At 40.8% G+C, this 24,835-nt stretch carries 21 protein-coding genes and 1 riboswitch; of the genes, 13 read left to right on the top strand and 8 right to left on the bottom strand.

Features of this window, described 5'->3' with window-relative positions; all coding sequences use genetic code 11:
* Window positions 1–40 precede the first annotated feature (40 nt).
* The gene (gene era, locus DDV96_RS01020) at window positions 41–919 is read left to right on the top strand and encodes a GTPase Era (protein WP_116693185.1); all 879 of its coding nucleotides are present in this window, start codon (window positions 41–43) and stop codon (window positions 917–919) included.
* 71 nt (window positions 920–990) lie between these two features.
* On the opposite strand, the gene DDV96_RS01015 is transcribed toward era, so the two are convergent.
* Window positions 991–1,509, bottom strand: a complete 519-nt coding sequence (locus DDV96_RS01015; protein ID WP_116692875.1) for a GTP-binding protein — start codon at window positions 1,507–1,509, stop codon at window positions 991–993.
* 102 nt (window positions 1,510–1,611) lie between these two features.
* Between DDV96_RS01015 and der the strand changes: the two genes are divergently transcribed.
* Both der and DDV96_RS01005 read left to right on the top strand, forming a co-directional pair.
* On the top strand, window positions 1,612–2,916 hold the full coding sequence (gene der, locus DDV96_RS01010; protein WP_116692874.1) for a ribosome biogenesis GTPase Der: 1,305 nt from the start codon (window positions 1,612–1,614) through the stop codon (window positions 2,914–2,916).
* A gap of 88 nt (window positions 2,917–3,004) precedes the next feature.
* On the top strand, window positions 3,005–5,779 hold the full coding sequence (locus DDV96_RS01005) for an outer membrane beta-barrel protein (protein ID WP_116692873.1): 2,775 nt from the start codon (window positions 3,005–3,007) through the stop codon (window positions 5,777–5,779).
* Between the two features lie 199 nt (window positions 5,780–5,978).
* On the opposite strand, the gene DDV96_RS01000 is transcribed toward DDV96_RS01005, so the two are convergent.
* From DDV96_RS01000 to DDV96_RS00980, 5 genes are all read right to left on the bottom strand, one after another.
* A complete protein-coding gene (locus DDV96_RS01000) occupies window positions 5,979–6,791 on the bottom strand; it encodes a TPM domain-containing protein (RefSeq protein WP_116692872.1) in 813 nt (270 codons plus the stop codon).
* A 111-nt stretch (window positions 6,792–6,902) separates the two neighbouring features.
* Window positions 6,903–7,340: a TPM domain-containing protein gene (locus DDV96_RS00995; protein WP_116692871.1), complete on the bottom strand. Its 438-nt coding sequence runs from the start codon at window positions 7,338–7,340 to the stop codon at window positions 6,903–6,905.
* A 12-nt stretch (window positions 7,341–7,352) separates the two neighbouring features.
* A complete protein-coding gene (locus DDV96_RS00990; protein WP_116692870.1) occupies window positions 7,353–7,955 on the bottom strand; it encodes a LemA family protein in 603 nt (200 codons plus the stop codon).
* A 13-nt stretch (window positions 7,956–7,968) separates the two neighbouring features.
* Complete coding sequence (locus DDV96_RS00985; protein ID WP_116692869.1) at window positions 7,969–8,298, bottom strand: MerR family transcriptional regulator; 330 nt, start codon at window positions 8,296–8,298, stop codon at window positions 7,969–7,971.
* Window positions 8,299–8,335: 37 nt separating this feature from the next.
* Window positions 8,336–9,313, bottom strand: coding sequence for a M23 family metallopeptidase (locus DDV96_RS00980; RefSeq protein ID WP_116692868.1), 978 nt, complete (start codon window positions 9,311–9,313; stop codon window positions 8,336–8,338).
* A 120-nt stretch (window positions 9,314–9,433) separates the two neighbouring features.
* Here DDV96_RS00980 and alaS point away from each other — a divergent pair, with 120 nt between their 5' ends.
* The 9 genes from alaS to DDV96_RS00935 all read left to right on the top strand — a co-directional run bounded on the left by alaS (window position 9,434) and on the right by DDV96_RS00935 (window position 20,000).
* Entirely contained in the window at window positions 9,434–12,043 is a 2,610-nt protein-coding gene (alaS, locus tag DDV96_RS00975) for an alanine--tRNA ligase (protein WP_116692867.1), read from the top strand.
* An 85-nt stretch (window positions 12,044–12,128) separates the two neighbouring features.
* Window positions 12,129–13,082 (top strand): GSCFA domain-containing protein, encoded by a 954-nt coding sequence (locus DDV96_RS00970; RefSeq protein ID WP_116692866.1) that lies wholly within the window; start codon window positions 12,129–12,131, stop codon window positions 13,080–13,082.
* A gap of 140 nt (window positions 13,083–13,222) precedes the next feature.
* Window positions 13,223–13,747 (top strand): DUF6252 family protein, encoded by a 525-nt coding sequence (locus tag DDV96_RS00965; RefSeq protein WP_116692865.1) that lies wholly within the window; start codon window positions 13,223–13,225, stop codon window positions 13,745–13,747.
* 21 nt (window positions 13,748–13,768) lie between these two features.
* On the top strand, window positions 13,769–13,960 hold the full coding sequence (locus tag DDV96_RS00960; protein WP_116692864.1) for a hypothetical protein: 192 nt from the start codon (window positions 13,769–13,771) through the stop codon (window positions 13,958–13,960).
* 36 nt (window positions 13,961–13,996) lie between these two features.
* A complete protein-coding gene (locus tag DDV96_RS15960) occupies window positions 13,997–14,653 on the top strand; it encodes a hypothetical protein (RefSeq protein WP_240607651.1) in 657 nt (218 codons plus the stop codon).
* On the top strand, window positions 14,650–15,873 hold the full coding sequence (locus tag DDV96_RS00955) for an outer membrane protein assembly factor BamB family protein (protein ID WP_240607650.1): 1,224 nt from the start codon (window positions 14,650–14,652) through the stop codon (window positions 15,871–15,873). The genes DDV96_RS15960 and DDV96_RS00955 overlap by 4 nt, the downstream gene beginning before the upstream one ends.
* A 469-nt stretch (window positions 15,874–16,342) precedes the next feature.
* Entirely contained in the window at window positions 16,343–18,238 is a 1,896-nt protein-coding gene (locus DDV96_RS00945; RefSeq protein ID WP_116692862.1) for a tetratricopeptide repeat-containing sensor histidine kinase, read from the top strand.
* 71 nt (window positions 18,239–18,309) lie between these two features.
* Window positions 18,310–18,960, top strand: a complete 651-nt coding sequence (locus tag DDV96_RS00940; RefSeq protein ID WP_116692861.1) for a response regulator — start codon at window positions 18,310–18,312, stop codon at window positions 18,958–18,960.
* Window positions 18,961–19,088: 128 nt separating this feature from the next.
* A complete protein-coding gene (locus tag DDV96_RS00935) occupies window positions 19,089–20,000 on the top strand; it encodes a DUF302 domain-containing protein (protein ID WP_116692860.1) in 912 nt (303 codons plus the stop codon).
* On the opposite strand, the gene DDV96_RS00930 is transcribed toward DDV96_RS00935, so the two are convergent.
* Window positions 19,997–21,652 carry an amidase family protein gene (locus DDV96_RS00930; protein WP_116692859.1) on the bottom strand — a complete coding sequence of 552 codons (1,656 nt, stop codon included), beginning with the start codon at window positions 21,650–21,652 and terminating at the stop codon, window positions 19,997–19,999. The two genes, DDV96_RS00935 and DDV96_RS00930, sit on opposite strands and share 4 nt — an antisense overlap.
* 79 nt (window positions 21,653–21,731) lie before the next feature.
* Window positions 21,732–22,985, bottom strand: a complete 1,254-nt coding sequence (gene metK, locus DDV96_RS00925) for a methionine adenosyltransferase (protein WP_116692858.1) — start codon at window positions 22,983–22,985, stop codon at window positions 21,732–21,734.
* 285 nt (window positions 22,986–23,270) lie between these two features.
* Window positions 23,271–23,379: riboswitch (SAM riboswitch) on the top strand.
* A gap of 138 nt (window positions 23,380–23,517) precedes the next feature.
* Between metK and DDV96_RS00920 the strand changes: the two genes are divergently transcribed.
* A complete protein-coding gene (locus tag DDV96_RS00920; protein ID WP_116692857.1) occupies window positions 23,518–24,810 on the top strand; it encodes an O-acetylhomoserine aminocarboxypropyltransferase/cysteine synthase family protein in 1,293 nt (430 codons plus the stop codon).
* The last annotated feature ends 25 nt before the right edge of the window (window positions 24,811–24,835 follow it).

Below are 24,835 nucleotides of genomic sequence, written 5' to 3'. Positions count from 1 at the left end.
CCTAATTCTATTTAAACTATCTTTGCAACAAATTAAAGTTATGGCACATAAAGCAGGATTTGTAAATATCATTGGTAACCCCAATGTGGGTAAAAGCACGTTAATGAACGCCTTTATTGGCGAACGGCTTTCCATCATTACCAGTAAAGCGCAAACTACCCGTCACCGTATTCTGGGAATTGTTAACGGAGAAGACTTTCAAGTGATTTTAAGCGATACACCGGGCATTATCAAACCTGCGTATCAGTTGCAAGAGAGTATGATGGATTTTGTGAAATCTGCTTTTGAAGATGCCGATATCCTGTTGTATCTGGTTGAATTAGGCGAGAAAGACCTTAAAGACGAAGCCTTTTTCAATAAAATAAAGAATGCCGATATTCCTGTATTGCTTCTTATTAATAAAATAGATAAAGGCAATGAAGAAAAACTCAATGAAGCTTTGCAATTATGGCAGGAAAAAGTACCCAATGCCGAAATTTTTGCTATTTCAGCTTTGGAAAACTTTGGTGTTTCTGAAGTTTTCAAACGCATTATCGAGTTGTTGCCAGAATCGCCTGCATTTTATCCAAAAGACCAATTGACCGACAAACCGGAACGTTTTTTCGTCAACGAAACTATTCGCGAAAAAATATTGATGCACTATAAAAAGGAAATTCCCTATTCGGTAGAGATAGATACCGAAGAATTTTTCGAAGATGACGACATTATCCGCATCCGCAGTGTAATCATGGTTGAGCGGGAAAGCCAAAAAGGCATCATTATCGGTCACAAAGGTTCGGCCCTAAAGCGTGTGGGTGTTGAAGCCCGGAAAGACCTGGAGAAGTTTTTCGGAAAACAAATCCATTTGGAAACCTATGTAAAAGTAAACAAAAACTGGCGTAACGACGATAAGCAGTTGCGGCGGTTTGGGTATAATTAGTAGCCGGCCCTTAGGCTTTCTGCCCGACTTTGTCATTCAGGCGGGCGCTCAGTACAAGTTGGTGGTGGTTTTCAATCATTTGTCAAATCTTCGTCCTCTTGGGGGAGGATGGATATCGTAAAATCAAAGAGGGCGCGCATGTCGGGCTTGCCTTTTTGTTTGCCAATAGTCCCTGCAAAATAGAGCAATATCCACATTATAATCAATGCCACCGCGATTCCAATTTGAACCCCTATATAATTTCCCAAACTATAATTGCTGTACAGCCACGTGGCATTGACCAAGAATAGAATGCCCACCACAACGTGCAGGAATATAAACATGGTCCAGACCGTAGGGTTGGGCCCAAAAAAACCTTTGACCAAGCAGGAGTTCTCCTTGGTTTCTTCAAGTTCCAGATGCAGTTGCGGCGACCAGAAATGTTGTTCTTTTTGTGGTAGTTTAATAAAAATATGGTCATCTACGCACGAAATTTTAAAATCCGACTGCCTTTGCTTGGCGTCTTCAAAAAGCGACTTAAGATGCCTGCTGTCTCGGTTAAATTGTAAGGAAAAACGGGGTCGTAATACTATTTCGTTGGAAAGCTTCATTAAGGTATTTTGGTTTTAAAGCGATTAAATTACTATTTTTTCTGACAACTAAAAGCTATTTTTGCACGTGCCTGCCAAAAAAAGGGAGGCCTTAAATTATAGATTATGAGCATAGTTGCCATTGTAGGAAGACCAAACGTAGGAAAATCAACTTTTTTCAATAGATTGATACAGCGGCGGGAAGCCATTACCGATGCGGTAAGCGGCGTAACCCGAGACCGTCACTACGGAAAAAGCGATTGGAACGGCAAGGAGTTTTCCTTGATCGATACCGGCGGTTATGTAAAAGGGAGCGACGATGTTTTTGAAGCCGAAATAGACAAACAAGTGGAGTTGGCGATCGACGAAGCCGATGCCATCATCTTTATGGTCGATGTAGAAGCGGGATTGACAGGTATGGACGAAGAAGTGGCCACCTTGCTCCGAAAGTCTAAAAAACCATTTTTTTTGGCAGTAAACAAAGTAGATAGCGCCACTAGGGAAAACGATGCCGTGGAGTTCTACTCGTTAGGCGTTGAAAAATATTACACGCTGTCCAGTATTAACGGAAGCGGCACAGGCGAACTGCTGGACGACCTGGTAAAAGTCTTGCCGGAAAAAGAAGAAACCGAAGAAAGCGAATTGCCACGTTTTGCTGTGGTAGGTCGGCCCAATGCCGGGAAATCGTCCTTTATCAATACGCTTATAGGCGAAGAGCGCTATATCGTTACCGACATCGCCGGAACCACCCGCGACAGTATCGATACGCGCTACAACCGTTTTGGGTTTGAATTCAACTTGGTCGATACCGCCGGGATTAGGCGGAAAACCAAAGTAAAAGAAGACTTAGAGTTTTATTCCGTGATGCGTAGCGTTCGCGCTATTGAGCATTGCGACGTGATGATCCTGATTTTCGATGCCACCCGTGGTTTCGACGGGCAGGTACAGAACATTTTTTGGCTGGCACACCGCAATAACAAAGGCGTAGTGATCTTGGTCAATAAGTGGGATTTGGTTGAAAAAGAAACCAACAGCGTAAAAGATTATGAAAAATTGATACGCCGCGAATGCGAACCGTTTACAGATGTGCCCATCGTGTTTATTTCGGTATTGAACAAACAGCGTATTTACAAAGCCATCGAAACAGCGGTTGAGGTTTATAAAAACCGAAGCAAACGCATTAAAACCAGTAAGTTGAACGATGTGTTGCTGCCCATTATCCAAGCCACGCCACCGCCACAATACAAAGGGAAATACGTTAAAATAAAATTTATAACACAGCTGCCCACGCCCCACCCAACGTTTGCATTTTTCGCCAACCTGCCGCAATACGTAAAAGACCCATACAAACGGTTTTTGGAAAATAAACTGCGGGAGAATTTCGATTTCACAGGGGTTCCGGTTACCGTTTACCTTCGGAAGAAATAAATTGTTTGATTGGTACTTAAGTTATACGAAAAGGATACTATCTTCGTTACCGTTATAACTAACTTTTATCAATCAAATTAAAATTCTTATGAAGCACCTATTAACTGGGGTTTTGCTTTTGCTTTCTGTTGCCTCCTTTTCACAAACCAAAGACTTCGAAATTTCAGGACAGCTTGTTTCCGAAGAAAAAAAAGAACCATTAGAGTCGGCTACCATATACCTACAGCGAGTTAAAGACAGTTCGTTGGTTACTTATACCATTTCAGATAAACAAGGCGATTTTTTTCTGAAAGATAAAACAAGTGATGATAAACTGAACCTGTACATTTCGTATGTGGGCTATAAAACCTACTTTAAAACCATTTCAATAGATAAAAAAGAGATCGATTTAGGTGAAATTTCGCTTGCTGAAGACGATAATGTGTTGGATGAAGTGGTCATTAAATCGCAAGCCCCGGTTACCGTTAAAACAGATACGTTGGAGTTTAACGTGGCGTCTTTCAAAACAAAAAAAGATGCCAATGTTGAAGATTTGCTGAAAAAATTGCCGGGGGTCGAAGTGGATTCCGAAGGAAATATAACGGTAAATGGCAAACCGGTAAACAAGATTTTAGTGAACGGCAAGCCTTTTTTTGGCGACGATCCCACCATCGCCACCCGAAACCTCACCAAAGATATTGTCGATAAAATACAAGTGACCGATACCAAAACCGAATCGGAAGCTTTTACAGGAGAAAAAGGCGACGACCAAAACAAAACCATCAATATTACCATAGATGAAGAAAAGAACAAAGGCATCTTTGGCCGTCTTGCAGGTGGCGTGGGCACCGATGAACGCTTTGAATATGCAGGGCTGGTCAATTATTTTGATAATGACGTGCGCATCAGTCTCCTTGGGGGCGGAAACAATATCAATACGGCAGGCTTCAGTTTTGGCGAAATACAGAAAATGTACGGGGGCGCACGCTATATAAGCGTAAACAGCAATGGCGCCATCAATTTTGGTGGACGGCAGTTTGGCGGGGGACAAGGGATCACCAATTCGCGAACGGCAGGTGCCAATTACGCAGACGATTTTGGAAAAAACACCGAGCTGACCACCGATTATTTTTACTCGGCCGCCAATTCTTATAACAATGTCGTGCGAAACCGGGAAAACATTTTACCGGACGACCGTTATTTTTCAAATTCAAGCTCCAGTACCCAAAGCAATACCGATAGCCACGCCGCCAACCTGAAGTTTAAAACACAGATAGACTCTACGTTTTTAATAAACATCAGGCCACAGTTTAAGTACAATATTGGGAACTCAAATTATTCCAATACAGAAGAAACCACCCGATTAAACGGCGAATTGACCAACCGTTCAAACACCCAACGAAACTCGGACAACATTCAAAAATCGTTTGAGAATAATTTAAACCTGACTAAAAAGTACGGTACCGGTGGCGGTTTTTTTAAATTGAACATAGACAATGAGATTGAAAATTCTGATCTCGAAAACAAGATAAACTCCATTACCGAAGTATATGGTGACGACCCCGAAACCATCACCCGAAACCAATTTACCGATGGCGAGCAAAGTTCTAACCAATATGAGATAAAACCAGAATTCCGGTTGCCAATACTTTCAAAAACACTGTACTTCGATTTGGAATATGCTTACAAAAACGATAAGCGAAAAGACCGTCAAAGCGTGTTCGATTTTGATGAAACAGCTCAGGATTTTTCAAATTTCAACATAGACCAAAGTACCGATTTTACCAATACCGATCGCACTTCCCGGCCTGAAGCAGGTTTACGCTATAACGATAAAAAACTGAGAGCTGGCATCAATGCAGGGTATGTGATGCGCACGCTGGCAAGTGAAGACGCTCTACGCGATATAAACTTTGAAAACGATTTTAATGCCCTGGAACTTTCAGCTAATTTAAGTTATCAGTTCAGTCAAAAATTTAGGATGTATTCGGGGTATTATTTGCGCAATACGGCACCATCGGTTTCGCAATTATCGCCTTATGTGGATGTTTCAGATCCATTGAACATTGTTCAAGGAAATCCAGATTTAAGGCCGTCGAACAGTAATAATGTGTATTTGGGATTGCGGAACTTCGATTTTCAAACCAAATCTGGCATATACGGCTATTTCAATGCTCAATTTTCACAAGATCGAGTAGTGCCCAAAACCACGGTGGACAATAATTTTGTGCGCCGCACCACCTATGCCAATGTAGATGGCTATTATAGTATTCATGGTAATGGGAGGTACAGTAAAACCATAAAACTGGACAGCGTTAAAAGCATTAAATATCGAGTTGGCGGGAGTGTAAATGCAAACCGAAACGTCAATTTTAACAATAATGTGCAGTATGCGAGCCGGACCATAACGTACTCCCCGTTTGTAAGCTTCAGTTTTATATGGGACAGGCTCTTTGAGATAGAGCCTTCCTACCGTGTTTCTTTGAACAAAAACACCTTCAACATCAATCTGTTTGAAGACAGAACATACGTCGTACACGATTTAAAATTGGAAACAATTACCACGTTCCCTGAAAAATTGGAGTGGAACAACGACATCACGTACAGTTACAACACTAATATTGCCCCGGGCTTTCAAAAAGATGCCATTTTTTGGAACACCACGCTTTCTTATTCAGTCATGAAAGATAAAGGGTTGATCACCCTAAAAGCTTACGATCTGCTCAACCAAAACACCAATGCCCGTAGGACATCTACACAAGATTATATCGAGGATGTGCAAAGCACGGTCTTGCAACGGTATTTTATGGTCGGGTTTAGTTATAAATTTAATACCTTGGGTAAAAAAGGAGAAACAAGAGGTGGTGATTTTTGGTTTGATTGATGGCTTCTAAAGTTGGGAGGTAGAAAAATAAATACTTTGTTTTTTTGCAAAATAGATAGTCTTGTCAAATTATCACTCGACCCAATCCCATAGATACTCCATAGATAAGCCATAGATAGTTCATTGATTTGTAGGAATTTGATTGTTTTTTCCTACAAGCAAAATAAATAGTATGTTCTAAGAGTATTGAGCACTGAAATCACCACCCCCCAGAAGCACCACCCCCTCCAAAACCACCACCGCCGAAGCCGCCTCCAAATCCGCCGCCACCGCTAAAACCGCCACCTGAACTGCCACCGCCAAATCCACCAGTACGTCCCATGCTGCTTAAGATTATCATATCGAGTAGGCCACCGCTTCTTCGGCCGCCGCTGCCACCGCCACGACCGCCTTTTTTGGAAATCAGGGAGATGATGATAATGATGAAAACAATAACGATAAAAACAAAGTTGCCACCACCGCCACCAGATTTTTTACCGAAATCCCTATCTTCTTTAAACTCGCCCTTTAAAGCAGCAAATATAGCATCGGCCCCTTGGTCTAAACCCGAGTAAAAGTTTCCTTTTTTAAATTCAGGGATCATAATACGGTTTATGATGCGCTCGGCCATCAAATCGGTGATGCGGTACTCAATGCCGTAGCCCGTATTGATGTCTATTTTACGGTCTTCTTTGGCAAGCAGGATCAATATGCCGTTGTCTTCATCTTTTTGCCCAATACCCCATTTTTGCCCCCATTTAGCGCCCAGAAAGGAAATATCCTCCCCTTTTGTGGTGCTGATAATCGCTACCACAATCTGTGTCGAGGTAGAATCGGCGTAGCGTAACAGTTTGTTCTCAAGGCTCTTTTTCTGTGAAGGATTCAGCAGATCAATATAATCGTACACCGAAGTCTGTTCGCTTTGTTTCGTAGGTTTTGGCGGAATATCGTACTGTGCAACGCTTATTTCAGAAAAAAACAGGGATCCTATTAAAAGTAAAATAAGGTTATATTTCTGAAATAATCTGGGCATACTTTTATTATTTTTTATTTATTGACATCGGTGCCAGAGTGTTCCGACGAAAGGAGGAATGCAATGTGCTGAGCTTGTCGAAGTGTATCGAAGGCCCAACTACCGACTAATTCACCCAACCGAAATATCATCAGGCAATTCGTTTTTATCGTCTTTTTGATAGGGGAAGTGTTTTTGCAATTGTTCGCCGGCCATTAAAATACCATCGATCAGGCCTTGTTCCATATTTCCTTTTTTAAACTGATCGATAATGGTGTCTTTGGTGCTTTCCCAAAAATCGGGCGGTACCACATCGTTTATGCCGCTATCGCCCAAAATAACGAGGGTGCGGTCTTCAACGGCTACATAAATCAACACGCCGTTGTTTTGTTTGGTGTTGTTCATTTTTAGCATATCGAACACTTCGGCGGCGCGCTCAAACGGGTCTATTTCGCTATGAGCTTCTAAGTGGATACGGACTTCGCCAGAAGTGTTTTTTTCGGCCGTACGGATGGCATCGATGATATCACCTTCGGCTTCAGCGGAGAGAAAATCTTCTACTTTAGACATATAGAACGAGGTTTAACTGTTAAAATCAAATTCCACATCGGGTGCATTTTCAGTGCCTTTATCGGCTTCAAAATATCCTTTGCGTTCAAAACCTAAAATGCTTGCTGCAATGGTGGTTGGAAATTGCCGCACTTCCGAATTAAAAATACGCGCTTGGTCGTTAAAGCGGTTCCGCTCTACGTTGATGCGGTTTTCGGTGCGTTCCAGCTCGTTGATAAGTTCTTTGAAATTTTCGTTGGCTTTCAGGTCTGGGTAGCGTTCAAACGTAGCTAATAATCTAGAAAGGGCAGAGGTCAAACCCGATTGCGCTTGTTGAAATTGCTGCAATTGTTCTGGCGTGATGTTGGAAGGGTCAATGTTCACGGCCGTTGCTTGGCTTCGGGCTTCAATTACCTGTGTTAAGGTTTGCTGTTCAAATTCGGCATATCCTTTTGCCGTGTTTACGATATTAGGGATGAGATCTGCACGGCGTTGGTAGGAGCTTTCCACGTTTGCCCATTGGGCGGTTACGTTTTCTTCCATTTTTACCAGCTTGTTGTTCACATTGGCAAACCAAAATCCGGCTATTGCAACCAATGCGACAATGATGATTACAGGGATGAGCCATTTTTTCATAGTAAGGTATTTTTTATAGTTGGTCTTTTATTTTGAGCAGTTCTGCTTTTACCGTTTCCAATTTACGGATAATTTCAAAGCGGCTCAACGTTTTTTGTTTGTTCTCCTTTAAATGTGTTTTTGCGCCTTCGAGGGTAAAACCGCGTTCTTTTACCAAATAATAGATAAACTCCAGGTTTTTAATATCCTCTTGCGTGAATTTACGGTTTCCCTTGGCGTTTTTTTTGGGCTTTAGTACATCAAACTCTTTTTCCCAAAAACGGATGAGCGACGTGTTCACGTCAAAAGCTTCGGCTACTTCACCTATGCTGTAATATCGTTTTTCTGGGAGGTCTATGTGCATGTTATCTAATTATGAATTCTAAATTATGAATTCTGAATTAATCCAGCGATTGGTTCTCTTGATGGGCTATTTTTTGCATTTCGGCAAATTCTTCGGCAGATAGGTTTCCATAATAAAAATGTATAGGATTTATGCGGTCGCCGTCTTTAAAAATTTCATAATGCAAGTGCGGAGCCTCAGACCGCCCGGTACTTCCTACAAACCCGATTAAATCGCCACGCTGCACCTTTTGGCCTTTTTTCACGTTGTATTTGTACAGGTGGGCGTACAGGCTTACGTAACCATATCCGTGGTCAATGCGAATGTGGTTCCCGTAACCGGTGGAGTTATTGTCTGCACGTACTACTACGCCATCACCCGAAGCATATACCGGCGTGCCCCGTGGAGCGGTAAAGTCCATCCCATAGTGGAATTTCCGGGCTTTGGTAAAAGGATCGGTACGGTAGCCATATCCTGATGCGACCCGGGTAAGTTTTTCGTTTTCTACCGGTTGTATTGCCGGAATGGCAGCCAACAGCTTTTCTTTTTCCGAAGCAAGTTGCGAAACTTCATCAAGCGATCGCGATTGCACTACAATCTGCTTGGTCAATACATCCAACCGTTTGCTGGTGTTTATGATTAATTTAGAGTTGTCGAACCCTTCCAGGTTTTTATACCGGTTAACCCCGCCAAAACCTGCTTTTCGCTGTTCTTCGGGGATGGGGTTGGCTTCAAAATAAACACGGTAGAGGTTGTTGTCGCGTTCCGCAATTTCGGAAAGCACGTTCTCTGCTTCGGCCATTTTTTTGTTCAGCAGTTCGTATTGCAGTTCCATTTGGGCCAATTCGCGCTTCAGTGATTTTTCCTTGGGCGTTTCAACATATGGCAAATTTAAATAAACCAAAAACACCAAAAAGCCCGCCAGCAGTATTCCCGCAATGCTCAATAGCACGATACCGAGCTTACGGCCTTTTTTCTTTTCGATTTTACGATAGGAAAGTGTTTCGCTATCGTAGTAATATTTAACCTTAGACATACGTTAAAAAATCCTATTTTTGCGGTTGATGGGCAACGCTAACCATTGGATAACGAATTACAAATATAGAAATTGTTTTGCGTTTTGCCTTAACCGTTATAGTTCAATAAAACAATACGCATGAAATCCAAAGAAATACGATCCACATTTTTCGAGTTTTTTAAATCAAAACAGCACGCCATTGTCCCATCGGCACCTATGGTAATTAAAGACGACCCTACGCTTATGTTTACCAATGCGGGAATGGTTCAGTTTAAAGAATTTTTCCTCGGAAACAGCACGCCCAAAAACCCTCGGGTTGCCGACACCCAAAAATGCCTTCGTGTAAGCGGAAAACACAACGACTTGGAAGAAGTGGGGATGGATACTTACCACCATACAATGTTTGAAATGTTGGGGAACTGGAGTTTTGGCGATTATTTTAAAGAAAAGGCCATTGCCTGGTCTTGGGAGCTGCTCACGGATGTTTACGGTATTGAAAAAGACAAACTCTACGTCACTATTTTTGAAGGAGACGATTCTGAAGGGTTGGAGCGCGATACCGAAGCGTACAACTTTTGGAAACAGCACATTGCTGAAGATCGAATTTTAAACGGCGATAAAAAAGACAATTTCTGGGAAATGGGCGAGCAGGGACCTTGTGGGCCGTGTAGCGAAATCCACGTAGATCTTCGTTCAGAAGAAGAAAAAGCAAAAGTACCTGGAATCGATTTGGTCAATGCAGACCATCCGCAAGTAGTGGAAATCTGGAACTTGGTTTTTATGCAGTTTAACCGAAAAGCCAATGGCAACCTTGAACCGCTTCCCGCAAAACACGTGGATACCGGAATGGGCTTTGAACGCTTGTGTATGGTGCTTCAAGACAAAAAAAGCAATTATGATACCGATGTGTTTACGCCCTTAATTCGCGAAATTGAAGCCATTACCAATACTAAGTACGAAGAAGATGAAGAAAAAAATATCGCCATACGGGTTGTTGCCGACCACGTGCGGGCGGTGGCTTTTTCCATTGCCGATGGGCAATTGCCTTCCAACACGGGAGCGGGTTATGTGATACGCCGTATTTTAAGGCGTGCCATTCGGTATGGGTTTACATTTTTGGATAAAAAAGAACCGTTTATCTACAAATTGACCGATACCTTGGTAAAACAAATGGGCGACACCTTTTCCGAGCTTGTTTCGGAAAAAAACCTCATTACCAATGTGATCCGTGAAGAAGAGCAATCGTTTTTGCGCACGCTCGATCAAGGATTGATACTGCTCGAGAATGTGATTTCAAATGCAACCACCAAAACCATTTCGGGTAAAAAAGCGTTTGAACTCTACGATACTTACGGCTTCCCCATTGATTTAACGGCATTGATACTTCGCGAACGCGGATTTCATTTAAATGAAAAAGAATTTGAAGCCGAACTGCAAAAACAAAAAGACCGTTCCCGTGCTGCCACAAAAGTGGAAACGGGCGATTGGGTAGTGTTGCAAGAAGATGATGTTGAAGAGTTTGTAGGGTACGATTCTTTAGAAACTACTGTGAAAATAACACGGTATCGTAAAGTGGAAAGTAAAAAGGAAGGCCAATTGTATCAATTGGTATTCAATTTAACCCCTTTTTACGCAGAAGGCGGTGGTCAAATAGGCGATAAAGGCTACTTAGAGGCACCCGATGGCGAAGTGATTTATATTATAGACACCAAGAAAGAAAACAACTTGATAATCCATTTTGCCAAAAACCTGCCCCGAAACCCCGAAGCGACTTTTAAGGCAGTAGTAAACCCACAACACCGCTCCAACACTGCGGCCAACCATACGGCGACGCATTTGTTGCATCAAGGGTTGCGCAATGTTTTGGGCGATCACGTGGTGCAGAAGGGTTCTTTGGTGCACAATCAATATTTACGGTTCGATTTTTCGCATTTCAGTAAAGTGAGCGATGAAGAGTTGAAACAAGTAGAAGATTTTGTAAATGCCCGAATTAACGAAAAACTTGACCTGCAAGAACAGCGCGGTGTGCCTTTTCAACAAGCCATCGACGAAGGTGCCGTAGCCTTGTTTGGCGAAAAATATGGCGATGCGGTGCGTACCGTCCGTTTTGGGAATTCCATGGAGCTTTGTGGTGGTACCCACGTTCCTAACACCGGGAACATTTGGCATTTTATTATTACTTCGGAAAGCTCGGTGGCCAGTGGAATTAGAAGAATTGAAGCCATCACCGGCGAATTTGCCAAAAACTATTTTATAGACAGAAGCAACGACTACGCCGAAATAAAGAAAACCCTGAATGCCCAAAACCCCGTTAAAGCAGTAAACAGTTTACAAGAAGAAAATGCTGCCTTGCAAAAACAAGTTCAGGAATTATTGAAAGACAAAGCCAATAACCTAAAAGGCGATTTAAAAAAAGAACTGGAAACAGTAAACGGCATCAACTTTTTAGCTAAAGAAGTAGATTTAGACGCCTCCGGGATGAAAGATTTAGCATTTGAAATGGGTGGCGAAATTGATAAGCTGTTTTTATTATTCGGTTCTAAACAAAACGGAAAAGCGTTGCTCACGTGCTATATTTCAAAAGAATTGGCTGCTGAACGAAATTTAAATGCGGGTCAAATAGTCCGCGAACTTGGAAAATATATCCAAGGTGGCGGTGGCGGACAACCGTTTTTTGCAACTGCCGGAGGTAAAAATACAGATGGGATTGATGAGGCGCTAAACAAGGCAAAAGATTTTTTGAATTAAACTTTTTACCCGCTGTGTACTTTGTGCCTCTGTGGTAAACTTTAAACCATGAAGAAACAGAGTATGCAGAGTTTTAAATAAAAAAATGAAGCTTCAAACCGAAATAAAACTAAGCCAAGAGCAGCCACAAATAAACTACAGCTCTAAAATCTTGTTAATGGGATCTTGTTTTACGGAGAACATGGGCGGGAAATTGGAGTATTATAAATTTCAGAACCTTCAAAATCCGTTTGGGATCGTGTTTCATCCGGCAGCGATTGAAAAATTGGTTACCAGAGCCATAAATGAAGAAGCGTTTACGGAGGCAGATGTATTTCAGCATAATGGGCAGTGGCATTGTTTTGAGGTGCATTCTAAACTTTCAACAAATAACAAGACAACTTTTATTTCATGTTTAAACAGCAATTTAAAAGAGCTAAAAAAAATTTTAGAACAAGCTTCCCATATCATTTTCACCTTCGGAACAGCTTGGGTGTACCGGCTTATAGAAACTGATGCCATTGTAGCCAATTGCCATAAAGTGCCGCAGAAAAAGTTTTTAAAAGAGCTGCTTTCAGTGGAAGATATTTCCGCGGCAATCGAAAATATTATTACACTTATAAAAGCCGTAAATCCTAACGCTACGGTTATTTCAACTATCTCTCCTGTACGACATATAAAGGACGGTTTTGTAGAAAACATGCAGAGCAAGGCACATTTGCTATCGGGTTTGCACGAAGCTATTTCTTCAGAAAGGCAGGCTTTTTATTTCCCTTCTTTTGAGCTCATGATGGACGAATTGCGCGATTATCGCTTTTATGAAGAAGATATGCTACATCCAAACAACGTTGCAATTTCAATTATTTGGGAGCGGTTTAAAAATGTTTGGATAGCTTCTGAAACCGAAGAAATACAAAAGGAAATTGAAACCATTCAAAATGGGTTAAAGCACAGGCCTTTCAATCCCTCAAGCGAAGCACATCAACAATTTCAGAAAAACCTTCAGAAGAAAATAGCATCCCTTCAGGAAAAAATTCCGAACATTTACTTCAGTATATAAAAAAGCACGTTATTTCTCCCCCTATTTAAGGAGGAGATGCCGATGGGCAGAGGGGGGTACAAATACGTCAACTGCCTTATTGATTGACAAGATGTTGTTGGGCATCTTTGTAGCATACAATAACCAAAAACCCAACAATTATGAAAACGATTAAAACTATTTCTTTAATTTTATTTGTGAGCTTATCGTTACTTGCCTGTAAAAGTGATGACGATGGCGGCGACGATCCACAGGGAGGAGAAGGTAATTTCACTGCTAAAGTTGACGGCAATTCTTACAAAGGGATGTCTGGCACCGTCGTGGCAGAAGTGTCTGGAAATGGGGCTGGGCAAACACTGGCCGTAAGTGGCGGAACGAGCAAATCTGAAAATTTACAGGTAATCATCATCGGCTTTGACGGTGAAGGAACCTACCAGCTAAACTTTACCAATATTGGTACCTACAGTTATTTGCCAGATCCAAACAACCCAGACCCGAATTCTGTTGTGGTGTATACCACGGTAGGTGATGCCCAAAATAACTATGGCGAATTAAAGGTGTCGAGTTACGATGGTGATAGTGTTAAAGGAACTTTTAGCTTTACAGGCTACAACCTTGATGATTTAAACGATACCGTAGCCGTAACGGAAGGCTCGTTCAATATAAAGGTGAACAAGAAAAACTAAATGTAATTTTTAAAATCTCAGATGTTGAGGTTTTTACGTGGAACCGGGAGCGAGACAAATGTCTTTCTTCCGGTTTTTTATTCCCGCGTAGGCGGGAATCCCATTTTAAAAGCAGCGTTTTACTTTTCCTCCCCTTTTTTAGGGGAGGTGCCCGATAGGGCGGAGGGGTTTAAATACGACAATTGCCCTATTGAAAATAAAGAGGTTACGTAGCATCTTTGAGGTGTTCAATTAACTAAAACCACGATTATGAAAACTTCAAAACACGTAAAATTATTGCTAACTATCTGTATGCTTTGCACAATGATGGTTTCGGCACAACGCGCCGAACAACCTGATTTTCGGTATGACACCGGAGCAAAAATAAATGAAATGACCCTTACCGAAGGCGGCACCATGGTCGTTGCCACCAATGATGGGTTGGTAGGTATTAAGCCAGGAAGCAATGATTTACTTTTTAACTTTACCGATTACGGCCGTGTAAAACCTGAAGAATTGTTCTTTGTGCCACAAGCGCCATACGTAATTGTTGGGCAAACAGGTTTTGCCAATCTTTCAACAAAAAAAGCGGTAATCGATTATATTTCAGGGAAAAAGTTGTTCAGTACCGAGGACAATGGCTGGAAACAAGTAATGACTTGCGATGTGATGATGCCACAAAACAAATTGGTGGTCAGCGGTCAGCGCCGTGCCGATGAAAAGTATGCCGCACAGGTGGCGGTGTACGACTTGAACACTGGAGATGAAGACTACCGTTTTAATTTGGTCGATCCGGGCAAGGTGACCATGAAAAACTATATGGTTACCGGGCGTCCATTATTATTGAAAAATAAAATGTTGGTACCTACAAGTCAAGGGATCATTGCGAAATCGCTTACGGGTGAAACCTTATGGATAACAAGGTGAAAAATATAAATTGGATGGTTGCCGATAATACTGAAAAGGAGATTTATGCTTTCGAAAGTGTTAATAACGGCAGGAATACAAAAATCCATAAAATTGGCACCAACGGTTCACAACTGTGGAAAGATGAACAAAAAGTAAAAGGTACTATTTCAAATTTTGAAATTTTACCCAATGGTCTTGCTGTGGTTAGCAATGTTGACAATAGTGGTAAAAAAGGGTTGATGAAATTGGCCAGTGGCCGTTCAGAGTCTAAAATTGCTTTTTTAAGCGCAACAAATGGTGAAGATCTTTGGGACAAAGCACCAAAAACAAAAGGTTACGTACAGCATTTCTACATTATGGACGATGGGATTCTCTTCGGAATTTATGAAGGTGGAATCAATAAAATTTCATATGAGGGGAAGACGCTTTTCAAAAAACCACTGAAAACGGGAGAGAACATTTTAACGATGGCCGACACGCCGCAGGGCCTGATTTATATTACTTCGGAGGATGCAAACATCGTCAATTTACAAAACGGGGAACAAGTTTGGAAAAAGCCATTAAAGTATAGAAGAGCCGATGCGGTAAGTTCTGCTTACGACAGTAAAAACACACGTTATTTAATAAGTGCCGATGATGAGCTGTTTGCCGTCGATGCCAACTCAGGCGAAGTATCAACCTTGGCCGAATGTGATTTCGACGGAAAAGAAGACCCAACCCAAGTGGAGGTTCGGGATGGTGGCATTTTATTGACCAGCGACCAAAACATGATGCTGTTGGATTGGCAAGGCGGTAAAAGCTGGCACGAATATTACCGTGCACCGGGCAAAAGTGCATTTGGTGCAATAATTGCCGGCGTAACGGCGGTAGCGGCGGCGGCAACTTCTGCTGCGGCGTATAATGCAGCCAATCAAAACCGTAATAAATTGGGTAATTATACTGATAGGGGAGAACGCTATGCAGACTTAGGTGGCGGAATGGCAATGGCGAGCGGTGCCTCGGTAGCCGAAATGTTGAAGCGTTTTAAAGCAACAGCCGCAACAAAAAACAATCAATTTGTATTGACCAAACTTGACGATGGTGTTGGTTTGGTAAAACTGAACAAAGACTCTGGCGCAAAAGAAAAAGAGATTGTGTTAAAAGACAAAAAACCAGAATATCAAGTGGATGAAATTGCGGGGATATTGTATTATAAAGCCGACAACAATAGCATTTTTGCGTACAATTTAAACAAATAAACCAATTAACCAAGTTAGTTTCTGGCCCCACCTGATGAGGAGCAGGGAAGGCCAATTATGAAACCCCGTCTATTTTTTAGATTGGGGTTTTGTTTTTTTAAAAATACGCTACGTGACGTATGGTTTCGGAAGGAACTGCTATATAATTTTACAAAAATTGAATCTCTTATGTTTCCAGTCGTTTTGATAGTTGCTTTTCTCTTGTTGTTGGTGGGGATGTTGCTTTTGTTTTGTTTCAGAAATAGGACATCTCAAAAATTGCAAGCTCTAAAAGTAAACAGGATAAAGAAACAAATAGCCATCCATCAAAAACAAATTAAAGTAAGGAACAGCTATTTAAACACGTATGACTTTTTAGAATACAATTTGAATGATTCGTTATTCACGCAGAAAAACATCAATTTAAATTTATAAGGTCTATTTTGCTTAAAATTAATACCTTAGTCAAAATAAGGGATACGTAAATAATATGAAAAAAGTCTTAAGCGTCGTTTTTTTAGTTACCTCCATTGCATTTTCGCAAAACCGTTCAGAAAAGCTTAACGATTCTGCCATGGTTATTTATAAATCAAACCCTCAAAAAGCAGTTGAGTTATTGGAGAAAGCATTGTCAATTTCCGAAGAAAATGAAACTATCAATGCAATTGCCAAAAGCAAAAACAATTTAGGTATTGTTAAACGTGATTTAGGTTTATTTACCGAGGCTAAAACCCTTTCTCAAGAAGCGTTGAATATTTCAGAAGATTCAATCATTAACGCTTCGGCCTACAACAATCTGGGTGCCTGCAACCGAAATTTAGGGTTATACGAGGAGGCTTTGACTGCTTACTTGATGGCCCTTAAAATTTATGAGGCCAAAAATATGTCTTCTGAACAAGCCACCGTAACAAATAATATAGGTACGGTCTATAGTTATTTAGGAATGAATAAGCAGGCTATAGAAAACCACCTTAAGGCAAAAGATATTTTTGAAAATGCGGACAATAAAAAAGGAATGTCTGAAGTGTACAACAGTATTGCTATTGTTTATGCCAATGACGGGGATTTAAATAACGCATTGACATATTTTAAAGAATCACTTCGCCTGGAAGAAGCCTTGAACAGTCCAAAGGGAATTGCCGAGTCTACTAATAATGTAGGAGCTGTGTTTTATTATATGGGAGAAATCGACTCCGCTTTGGTATATTTTAATCAATCCGTAAAAGCAGAACGTGCCATTGGAAATCAAACTGGGATAGGGGCCACATATAACAATATTGCAAGTGTACTGATTGAAAACGACCGTTTGAAAGAAGCAAAAGCCTATTTAGACAGTGGATACTATTACACGAAAAAAGCAAAATCTGTAGCTGATATAGAAACAGCGCTTCACAATTATTCGCAATACTATGAAGCCAAAAAACAACCACAGAAAGCATTGGATTATTATAAGTCGTTTACAGTATTTAAAGACAGTATTCTAAACATAGCAACAAATAGTAAAGTGGCTGAGCTGGAAATTCAATATCAAACTGAAAAAAAAGAAAACCAAATACTTGCACAGCATGCTCAATTGGCAGAAAAAGAGCTACAAGTAAAACAAAAAAACACCATTATCTATGGCAGTTTGGGCCTCGCTTTTTTACTGGGAATGTTGGGCTATCTATTGTACAACCAACAAAAACTGAAAAACCGCCAATTAAAAAAAGAAGGTGAGCTGAAAACCGCCCTCGCCAAAATCGAGACCCAAAATAGGTTGCAAGAACAACGCCTTAGGATTTCCCGCGATCTCCACGATAACATTGGTGCGCAGCTCACTTTTATCATTTCGTCCATAGACAACTTAAAATTTGGACTAAAAAACGCTACGTTAAAAACAAAAGAAAAACTCTCATCGATCAGTGAATTTACATCCCAGACCATTTACGAACTGCGTGATACAATATGGGCCATGAACAAAGAGGCCATCACGTTTGAAGATTTACAGGCGCGCATCACCAACTTCATCAACCAAGCAAGTGAAGCTTCACAGGATGTTGAATTTACATTTTACGTTTCAGAAACTATTTCGGCACAACATACCTTTACTTCGGTCGTGGGAATGAACATCTACCGTATTATTCAGGAAGCGGTTAACAATGCGTTGAAATATGCCGATGCCACAGCAATTTATGTTGAAATTTCAGAAGATATAGACACGTTTCTTATTGAGGTTTCAGACGATGGAAAAGGGTTTAATATTGCTGAAACAGAACTTGGAAACGGACTCAATAATATGAAAAAACGGGCTCGGGAAATTAATGGAAGTATGGAATATCATGCTGCCGCGGATACAGGCACCCAAATTATCCTCACAGTACCTAAAAACCCAGAAAGAAAAGAATAGGTCAACTGTCGTATTTCTTTCAGTGTGTTAATTACCTATTTTTCAGTACCTTTAGTACAACTAACCAAGTGATGAAAATAAAAGTATCTATTGTTGACGATAATTCGTTTTTAATCCACGCCATTAAAGAAAAGCTCCTTTTTTTTGATGATATTGAAATAAAACATACCGCCCTTAACGGAAGCGAACTGCTCACCAAGCTGGAAGAAAACCACAACCTTGATATTATTCTAATGGATATTGAAATGCCGGTGCTCAATGGTGTCGAGACCACCCAAATGGTCAAACAGAAATATCCGCAGATTAAAATTATTATGCTCACAGCTTTTGACAATGATGAGCACATTTTTAATGCCATCAAAGCAGGGGCCGACGGATATCTTTTAAAAGAAATAAGCCCCGAAGAACTCTACAAAGGAATTAAAGAAACATTAAATGGCGGTGCTGCCATGAATCCTTCCATTGCCTTAAAAACCTTAAAACTGCTGCGCAATCCTATCGATATTGATAATTTGAAAGACAAGGAAGAAATTTCGTTAACAAAACGAGAGGTGGAGGTGCTGGAACAGCTGAGCAAAGGGTTGAGCTACACCGCCATTGCCAAAAATCTTTTTTTGTCGCCCAGTACGGTAAGAAAACACATAGAAAACAGTTACAAAAAACTACAAGTACACAGCAAGATAGAAGCCGTGCAAAAGGCCAAACGGCACAATATCATTTAACTTTTCAATAAACACATAGCTTTTCACGTTAACAATATATTGATACTTTCTTGTTAAGGATTTATAAATATCATGACAGGAGTGTGCAATTTTGTATTTTAACTCCAATAACAAATTAAAACTTGACTATGAAAAAGCTTTTAGTACTTGCACTTACAACCGTGATTTTTGCTTGCAATAGCGATGACGATAATGCACAAGTAATCAATAACCCTGAGACCCCGGGGTTAGCTTATGCACTAAGTGATACTGATTTTACAACTACCTACAACTCGTTGCGAAGTGAATTACAGACAAATTCGAATATTTCGATTGTTGCTGAAGTAAACCACACGGCAAACGCACAGAGTATCGACGAAACCTTAAGGGATACAAGGGTCATTTTCTTCGGAAATCCCGCTTTGGGCACTCCGTTAATGCAAGAAAATCAGCTAACAGGCCTTGATTTACCTCAAAAAATGTTGGTATATCAAGATACAGACAACAATGTTTTTGTTTCTTACAACGGAACGGAATATTTAGCCGCTAGGCATTCAGGCGTTGGCGGTGCTTCAACTTTACAACAAATTAAAGGAGCGCTTGCTAGTTTTACCGAAAATGCGACCAATGGTTCAGTTACAGAAAATTCCAGTACAGGAATTACCGATAAAGATGGTATTATTACCTTGACGAGTAATAACGATTTTAATACAACCTACAATAATCTAAGAAATGCAGTTGTCGATAATGCTGCCCTTACCCTTTTTGCAGAACTGGATCATCAAGCCAATGCAGAAACAGTGGGAATGACATTAAACCCTACAAGGGTTATAATCTTCGGAAATCCAGAGCTGGGAACACCTTTAATGAAAAATTCACAAACTACAGGAATTGATTTACCACAGAAAATGCTGGTTTGGGAAAAAGAGGACGGTACGGTAAACATATCGTACAACAATCCAAGTTTTCTACAAGAAAGACACGGAATTACTGGCAACGAAGATACATTGCAACAAATTAAAAGTGCTTTAAACAACTTAGCGATAGATGCGGCCAATTAATGAGCGTATTGTTCGGGTATTTTTCTGCTATTTAATATTTTTTCGACAGCAGCACCTATTTTATATAACGTATTTTCAGAAAATGGTGAAGCAATTAGGGTCAAGCCTATTGGTTCTCCATTTTTTTTATAGCCCATTGGTATGGTTAAACAAGGGTGAAGTCCAACAGCCGCTTCAGCACTGTGGTAATTGTTTATAGATAAAACCGCATCTAAATCGTGTTTCTTTATAGGTTTTTGAAAAAAAGTGGCACCCTGTTCGTGTAAATTCTTTTTTAACTTATTAAAAGCTTCAACAGAAGTAGTGTCCGAAATTATTCCATCAAAAATACCTTGGTTGTAGGGCATGTAGTTTAAGCTGTCTTTTTTATTAAAAGCCATCACTTCTTTGAGATTTGTAACCTTTATGTTTTCTGAAGCATATTCATCTAAGTAGTTGGGAAGGTCTTCTTTCATATCTAAATTCAGGAGCGTTAAAAAACCATTCAATGAAGACTTTGGCGGTGTGAATTCAATTATTTCGGCACCGGCTTTCTTTAATTTTGAAATCGTTGCTGCGTAGATTGAATCTGACAGTAAATTTTTTATAACCCCTAATCGCTTTCCTTTTATTGAGGCATCTTTAACGGCGTCAATATAATTTTCAGAAACAGAAACACTACTGGCATCTTTTTCGTCTTTGCCGGTCATGGCGTTTAGCAAAATGGCGTTGTCGATGATGTTTTTTGTCATTGGGCCAGGTGTGTCCAAGGTATGCGAAATAGGCACAATACCACTCCTGCTCAAAACCCCAATAGTAGGTTTTAAGCCAACTAGCGAATTTTGCGCCGAAGGCGAAATAATAGAGCCTGCCGTTTCGGTTCCAACTGCGGCTATGGCATAATTTGCAGCTGTTGCGGTACCGCTTCCGGCACTGCTTCCGCCGGTTTCAAACCGTTTTCTTCCGTAGGGATTTAGCGTTTGCCCGCCAATGGCGCTATACCCTAACGGGCAACCTTGACAGAAATAATATGCCCATTCACTTAAATTCACTTTTCCTAAAATCAACGCTCCTTTATTTTTAAATTGCGAAACGATAAACGCATCATTAGACGGTTGGTTGTCTTCCAGTACTTTAGCGCCGGCCGTTGTTTTTAAATTTGCCGTATTGATATTATCTTTTAGCAGTATGGGCATGCCGTAGATTAAATGATCACTTGTTGTTTTGTTTTTATCCCGTTCTCTTGCTTGCTCAAGTATGTTTGGGTTGAGGGCTATGATGGTATGTAAACTTTTATCTTTATCAAGTTCATACATAAAAATGCGTTTTAGATAAAAGAGAACTAATTCTTCATAAGTGAAAATCCCTTTTGAAATGGAATCTTGAATAGAAGGGATGTCTTTTTCAATAATGTACGGTTTCAGTTGGTTATAGCGCTTTTCAGAAAAATTTGAAACAGATGGCGACAGTTGTTGAAATACTTCGCTTTTGTTCAAAAACTTAGATTGTATAAGCTTATACCGCATTCTTGGATTTGCGTGCTCTTGTTGGGTTTTGATTTCTTCGGTTTCATCATAAGCATTCCAAAGAGTGGTGTCTTGAGCATAAGTTTTGGTGCCGTGTAGGCTTGTGAGTAGTAAGAAATAAAAAAGAAGAGTAGTTGCTTGTTTCATTTTCAAAAGGTTTCTATAAAGATAAAAAAAACCATCCTTAGAAGAATGGTTTTGTAAAGGGTTTAAAGCTTGAAAGTTATTAAATATTAAATGCTTTTTTTACTTGATCTATATAATCCAGTTTTTCCCAAGTGAAAAGTTCTACTTCTTTTTTGATGGTGCCTTTGTAAGGGCTTTCAAAAATTTTGGTTACGGTTTCTGGAATGCGTCCCATATGTCCATAAGCAGCGGTTTCCACATAAATAGGGTTACGTAGTTTTAATCGTTTTTCAATGGCTGCTGGGCGCATATCGAAGATTTCAGTTACCTTTTTGGCAATTTCACCATCGGTCAAGTTTACTTTTGAAGTACCGTAGGTATTCACCAAGATAGAGGTTGGTTCAACCACGCCAATAGCGTAGCTCACCTGCACCAATACTTCCTCGGCAACCCCGGCGGCCACTAAATTCTTGGCAATATGTCGCGCGGCATAGGCGGCACTTCGGTCAACTTTACTCGGGTCTTTTCCGCTAAAGGCACCACCGCCATGTGCGCCTTTTCCGCCGTAGGTGTCAACGATTATTTTTCTGCCCGTTAAACCAGTATCCCCGTGAGGACCACCAATTACAAACTTTCCGGTTGGGTTTATATGATACGTAATATCGTCGTTGAATAACTTTTGAACATACTCCGGTAATTTTGCTTTTACCTTCGGAATTAAAATCTCAACAATATCCTTTTTAATTTTGTTCAACATAGCTTCATCTTCATCAAAATCATCATGTTGCGTGGATAAAACAATGGATACTATTTTCTGCGGAACATTATCGTCGCTATATTCAATGGTTACTTGGCTTTTTGAATCGGGGCGTAAATAAGGTATTTCGGTCCCTTCACGACGTAATTTTGCCAATTCAATAAGAATGGTATGCGAAATCTCAAGCGCCAACGGCATGTAATGTTCGGTTTCGTTGGTCGCATAGCCGAACATCATTCCTTGGTCGCCGGCTCCTTGTTCTTCTTTATCTTCACGGTCAACGCCTTGATTAATATCTTGCGATTGTTCGTGAATCAATGAAATAACTCCACAAGAATCCCCGCTAAATTGATAGGCTCCTTTAGTGTAGCCAATTTTATTGATGACATCGCGGGCAATGTTTTGCACATCTAAATACGTGTCACTTTTAACCTCACCTGCCAATACTACTTGGCCTGTTGTTACCAAGGTTTCACAGGCTACTTTAGAGTCTGGGTCAAAGGCTAAAAAATGGTCTAACAATGCGTCGCTAATTTGATCTGCAACTTTATCTGGGTGTCCTTCAGAAACACTTTCTGAAGTAAATAAATACGCCATAAAGGTCTTTTTAATTTTTATATTCTGAAGATTTGACGAACGCGTCGAAGGAAGTTTACACTGCCTTTAGCATTTTTTCCCGGACTCGTTCCGGGACCTTTAAAGTTGGTTCCGGTGTTCCGAAGAGGTTGCAATCAGTCAAATCTTTCCTCTTTCAGCGGACAAAGATAGGTATTAAAAATAGACTTTTACAAAAGGGTATTTCAAAAAAATCTTAAAATAAGTTTGGAATATCAAAAAATGTTTAGCAATCTTTGTGCTCACAAAGTTCAAATCTTTATTGAAATGTTATCAAGAAAGGCCGAGGGAATAGACCCTATGACGCCTTAGCAACCTCCCGATCTATCGGGGAAGGTGCTACATTCTATCCCGTGCAAACGGGAATAGATAACGAAACCGGCAATTTTAAATCCTTAAAATTGTCCAATCATTTTCTTCATAACATTTTTCTTTAAAGCACGCCAATAGGCGTCTGTTGTCCCGATTGTTCGGGATTGGTTTAATTTTTTTATTAACTCAAAAAAAAAGAAAAATGAGTACACAAAAATCAGCAACCTTATCGTTGCACGCAGGACACGATGTAACCGCGAACGGCGGAACCCGGGCGGTGCCAATTTATCAATCTACCAGTTATGTTTTTAAAGACAGCGATCACGCTGCCAATTTGTTCAACCTTTCAGAACCTGGGTTTTTGTACACCCGTATCAACAATCCCACAAACGATGTTTTGGAACAACGTTTGGCGGCTTTGGAGGGCGGGATCGCCGCAGTGGTAACCGCTTCTGGAACCGCTGCCACCACCACTACCTTGTTAACGCTTTTACGGGCGGGAGACCATATTGTCGCTTCCAGCAGCCTATATGGCGGAACGTATAATTTACTTAATGTAACCTTGCCCCGATTGGGCATAGAAACCACGTTTGTAAATGCAGACGACCCTGAAAATTTCAGCCGTGCGGTTCAACAAAACACCCGTGCCGTTTTCATCGAATCGTTGGGAAACCCCAAGTTGGATGTGTTGGATATTGAAACGATTTCAAAAATTTCAAAAACACACAAAATCCCGTTGATTGTCGATAATACTGTGCCAACGCCAGCTTTGCTAAACCCAATTAAGCACGGAGCCAATATTGTAATCCACTCGTTGACCAAATACATCAACGGAAACGGAACAGCTTTGGGCGGCGCCATAATCGATGCCGGAACGTTCGACTGGACCAATGGAAAATTTCCCGAATTCACACAACCTTCCCCCGGGTATCACGGGTTGGTGTATTCTGAAACCTTGAAAGAAGCAGCTTTTATCGCTAAAGTACGCATTGAGGGGCTTCGCGATTTTGGGGCGGCCTTGAGTCCGTACAACGCATTTCAAATTCTGCAAGGTTTGGAAACCTTGGAAATACGGATTAAAAAACACAGCGAAAACACATTAAAACTTGCCAAATGGCTTCAGGATAGGGAAGAAGTGGCTTGGGTAAACTATCCTGGACTTTCCGAAAGCCATTATTTTAACCTGTCGGAAAAGTACCTTCCAAAAGGTCAAAGCGGCTTACTCACTTTTGGCTTGAAAGGCGGGTTCAACGCCGCTAAAAAAGTTGTTGATGCCGCCAAGCTATTTTCCTTGTTGGCCAATTTTGGGGATACGAAATCCTTGATAATTCATCCGGCGAGCACAACGCACCAACAGTTGAGCGATGCACAGCAGGAGACCACCGGTGTCACAAAAGATTTAATTAGGCTTTCGGTGGGGTTGGAAGCCATTGAGGACCTTACAGAAGATTTAGAGCAGGCCTTCCAAGCGATCGAAAAAACAGTTCTAGTTTAATTTTAGTTGTATAAAAGCGGCAGCG

It is taken from the genome of Marixanthomonas spongiae (assembly GCF_003095375.1).
GTDB classification, from domain to species: Bacteria; Bacteroidota; Bacteroidia; order Flavobacteriales; family Flavobacteriaceae; genus Marixanthomonas; species Marixanthomonas spongiae.
This window is presented reverse-complemented; position numbering and strand designations above follow the sequence as displayed.

What these genes read in the sequence shown, in the direction of transcription:
- era (WP_116693185.1), top strand. Translation starts at nt 41, where the DNA reads ATGGCACATAAAGCAGGATTTGTAAATATCATTGGTAACCCCAATGTG.
- DDV96_RS01015 (WP_116692875.1), bottom strand. Translation starts at nt 1,509, where the DNA reads ATGAAGCTTTCCAACGAAATAGTATTACGACCCCGTTTTTCCTTACAA.
- DDV96_RS01005 (WP_116692873.1), top strand. Translation starts at nt 3,005, where the DNA reads ATGAAGCACCTATTAACTGGGGTTTTGCTTTTGCTTTCTGTTGCCTCC.
- DDV96_RS01000 (WP_116692872.1), bottom strand. Translation starts at nt 6,791, where the DNA reads ATGCCCAGATTATTTCAGAAATATAACCTTATTTTACTTTTAATAGGA.
- DDV96_RS00995 (WP_116692871.1), bottom strand. Translation starts at nt 7,340, where the DNA reads ATGTCTAAAGTAGAAGATTTTCTCTCCGCTGAAGCCGAAGGTGATATC.
- DDV96_RS00990 (WP_116692870.1), bottom strand. Translation starts at nt 7,955, where the DNA reads ATGAAAAAATGGCTCATCCCTGTAATCATCATTGTCGCATTGGTTGCA.
- DDV96_RS00985 (WP_116692869.1), bottom strand. Translation starts at nt 8,298, where the DNA reads ATGCACATAGACCTCCCAGAAAAACGATATTACAGCATAGGTGAAGTA.
- DDV96_RS00980 (WP_116692868.1), bottom strand. Translation starts at nt 9,313, where the DNA reads ATGTCTAAGGTTAAATATTACTACGATAGCGAAACACTTTCCTATCGT.
- alaS (WP_116692867.1), top strand. Translation starts at nt 9,434, where the DNA reads ATGAAATCCAAAGAAATACGATCCACATTTTTCGAGTTTTTTAAATCA.
- DDV96_RS00970 (WP_116692866.1), top strand. Translation starts at nt 12,129, where the DNA reads ATGAAGCTTCAAACCGAAATAAAACTAAGCCAAGAGCAGCCACAAATA.
- DDV96_RS00965 (WP_116692865.1), top strand. Translation starts at nt 13,223, where the DNA reads ATGAAAACGATTAAAACTATTTCTTTAATTTTATTTGTGAGCTTATCG.
- DDV96_RS00960 (WP_116692864.1), top strand. Translation starts at nt 13,769, where the DNA reads ATGTTGAGGTTTTTACGTGGAACCGGGAGCGAGACAAATGTCTTTCTT.
- DDV96_RS15960 (WP_240607651.1), top strand. Translation starts at nt 13,997, where the DNA reads ATGAAAACTTCAAAACACGTAAAATTATTGCTAACTATCTGTATGCTT.
- DDV96_RS00945 (WP_116692862.1), top strand. Translation starts at nt 16,343, where the DNA reads ATGAAAAAAGTCTTAAGCGTCGTTTTTTTAGTTACCTCCATTGCATTT.
- DDV96_RS00940 (WP_116692861.1), top strand. Translation starts at nt 18,310, where the DNA reads ATGAAAATAAAAGTATCTATTGTTGACGATAATTCGTTTTTAATCCAC.
- DDV96_RS00935 (WP_116692860.1), top strand. Translation starts at nt 19,089, where the DNA reads ATGAAAAAGCTTTTAGTACTTGCACTTACAACCGTGATTTTTGCTTGC.
- DDV96_RS00930 (WP_116692859.1), bottom strand. Translation starts at nt 21,652, where the DNA reads ATGAAACAAGCAACTACTCTTCTTTTTTATTTCTTACTACTCACAAGC.
- metK (WP_116692858.1), bottom strand. Translation starts at nt 22,985, where the DNA reads ATGGCGTATTTATTTACTTCAGAAAGTGTTTCTGAAGGACACCCAGAT.
- DDV96_RS00920 (WP_116692857.1), top strand. Translation starts at nt 23,518, where the DNA reads ATGAGTACACAAAAATCAGCAACCTTATCGTTGCACGCAGGACACGAT.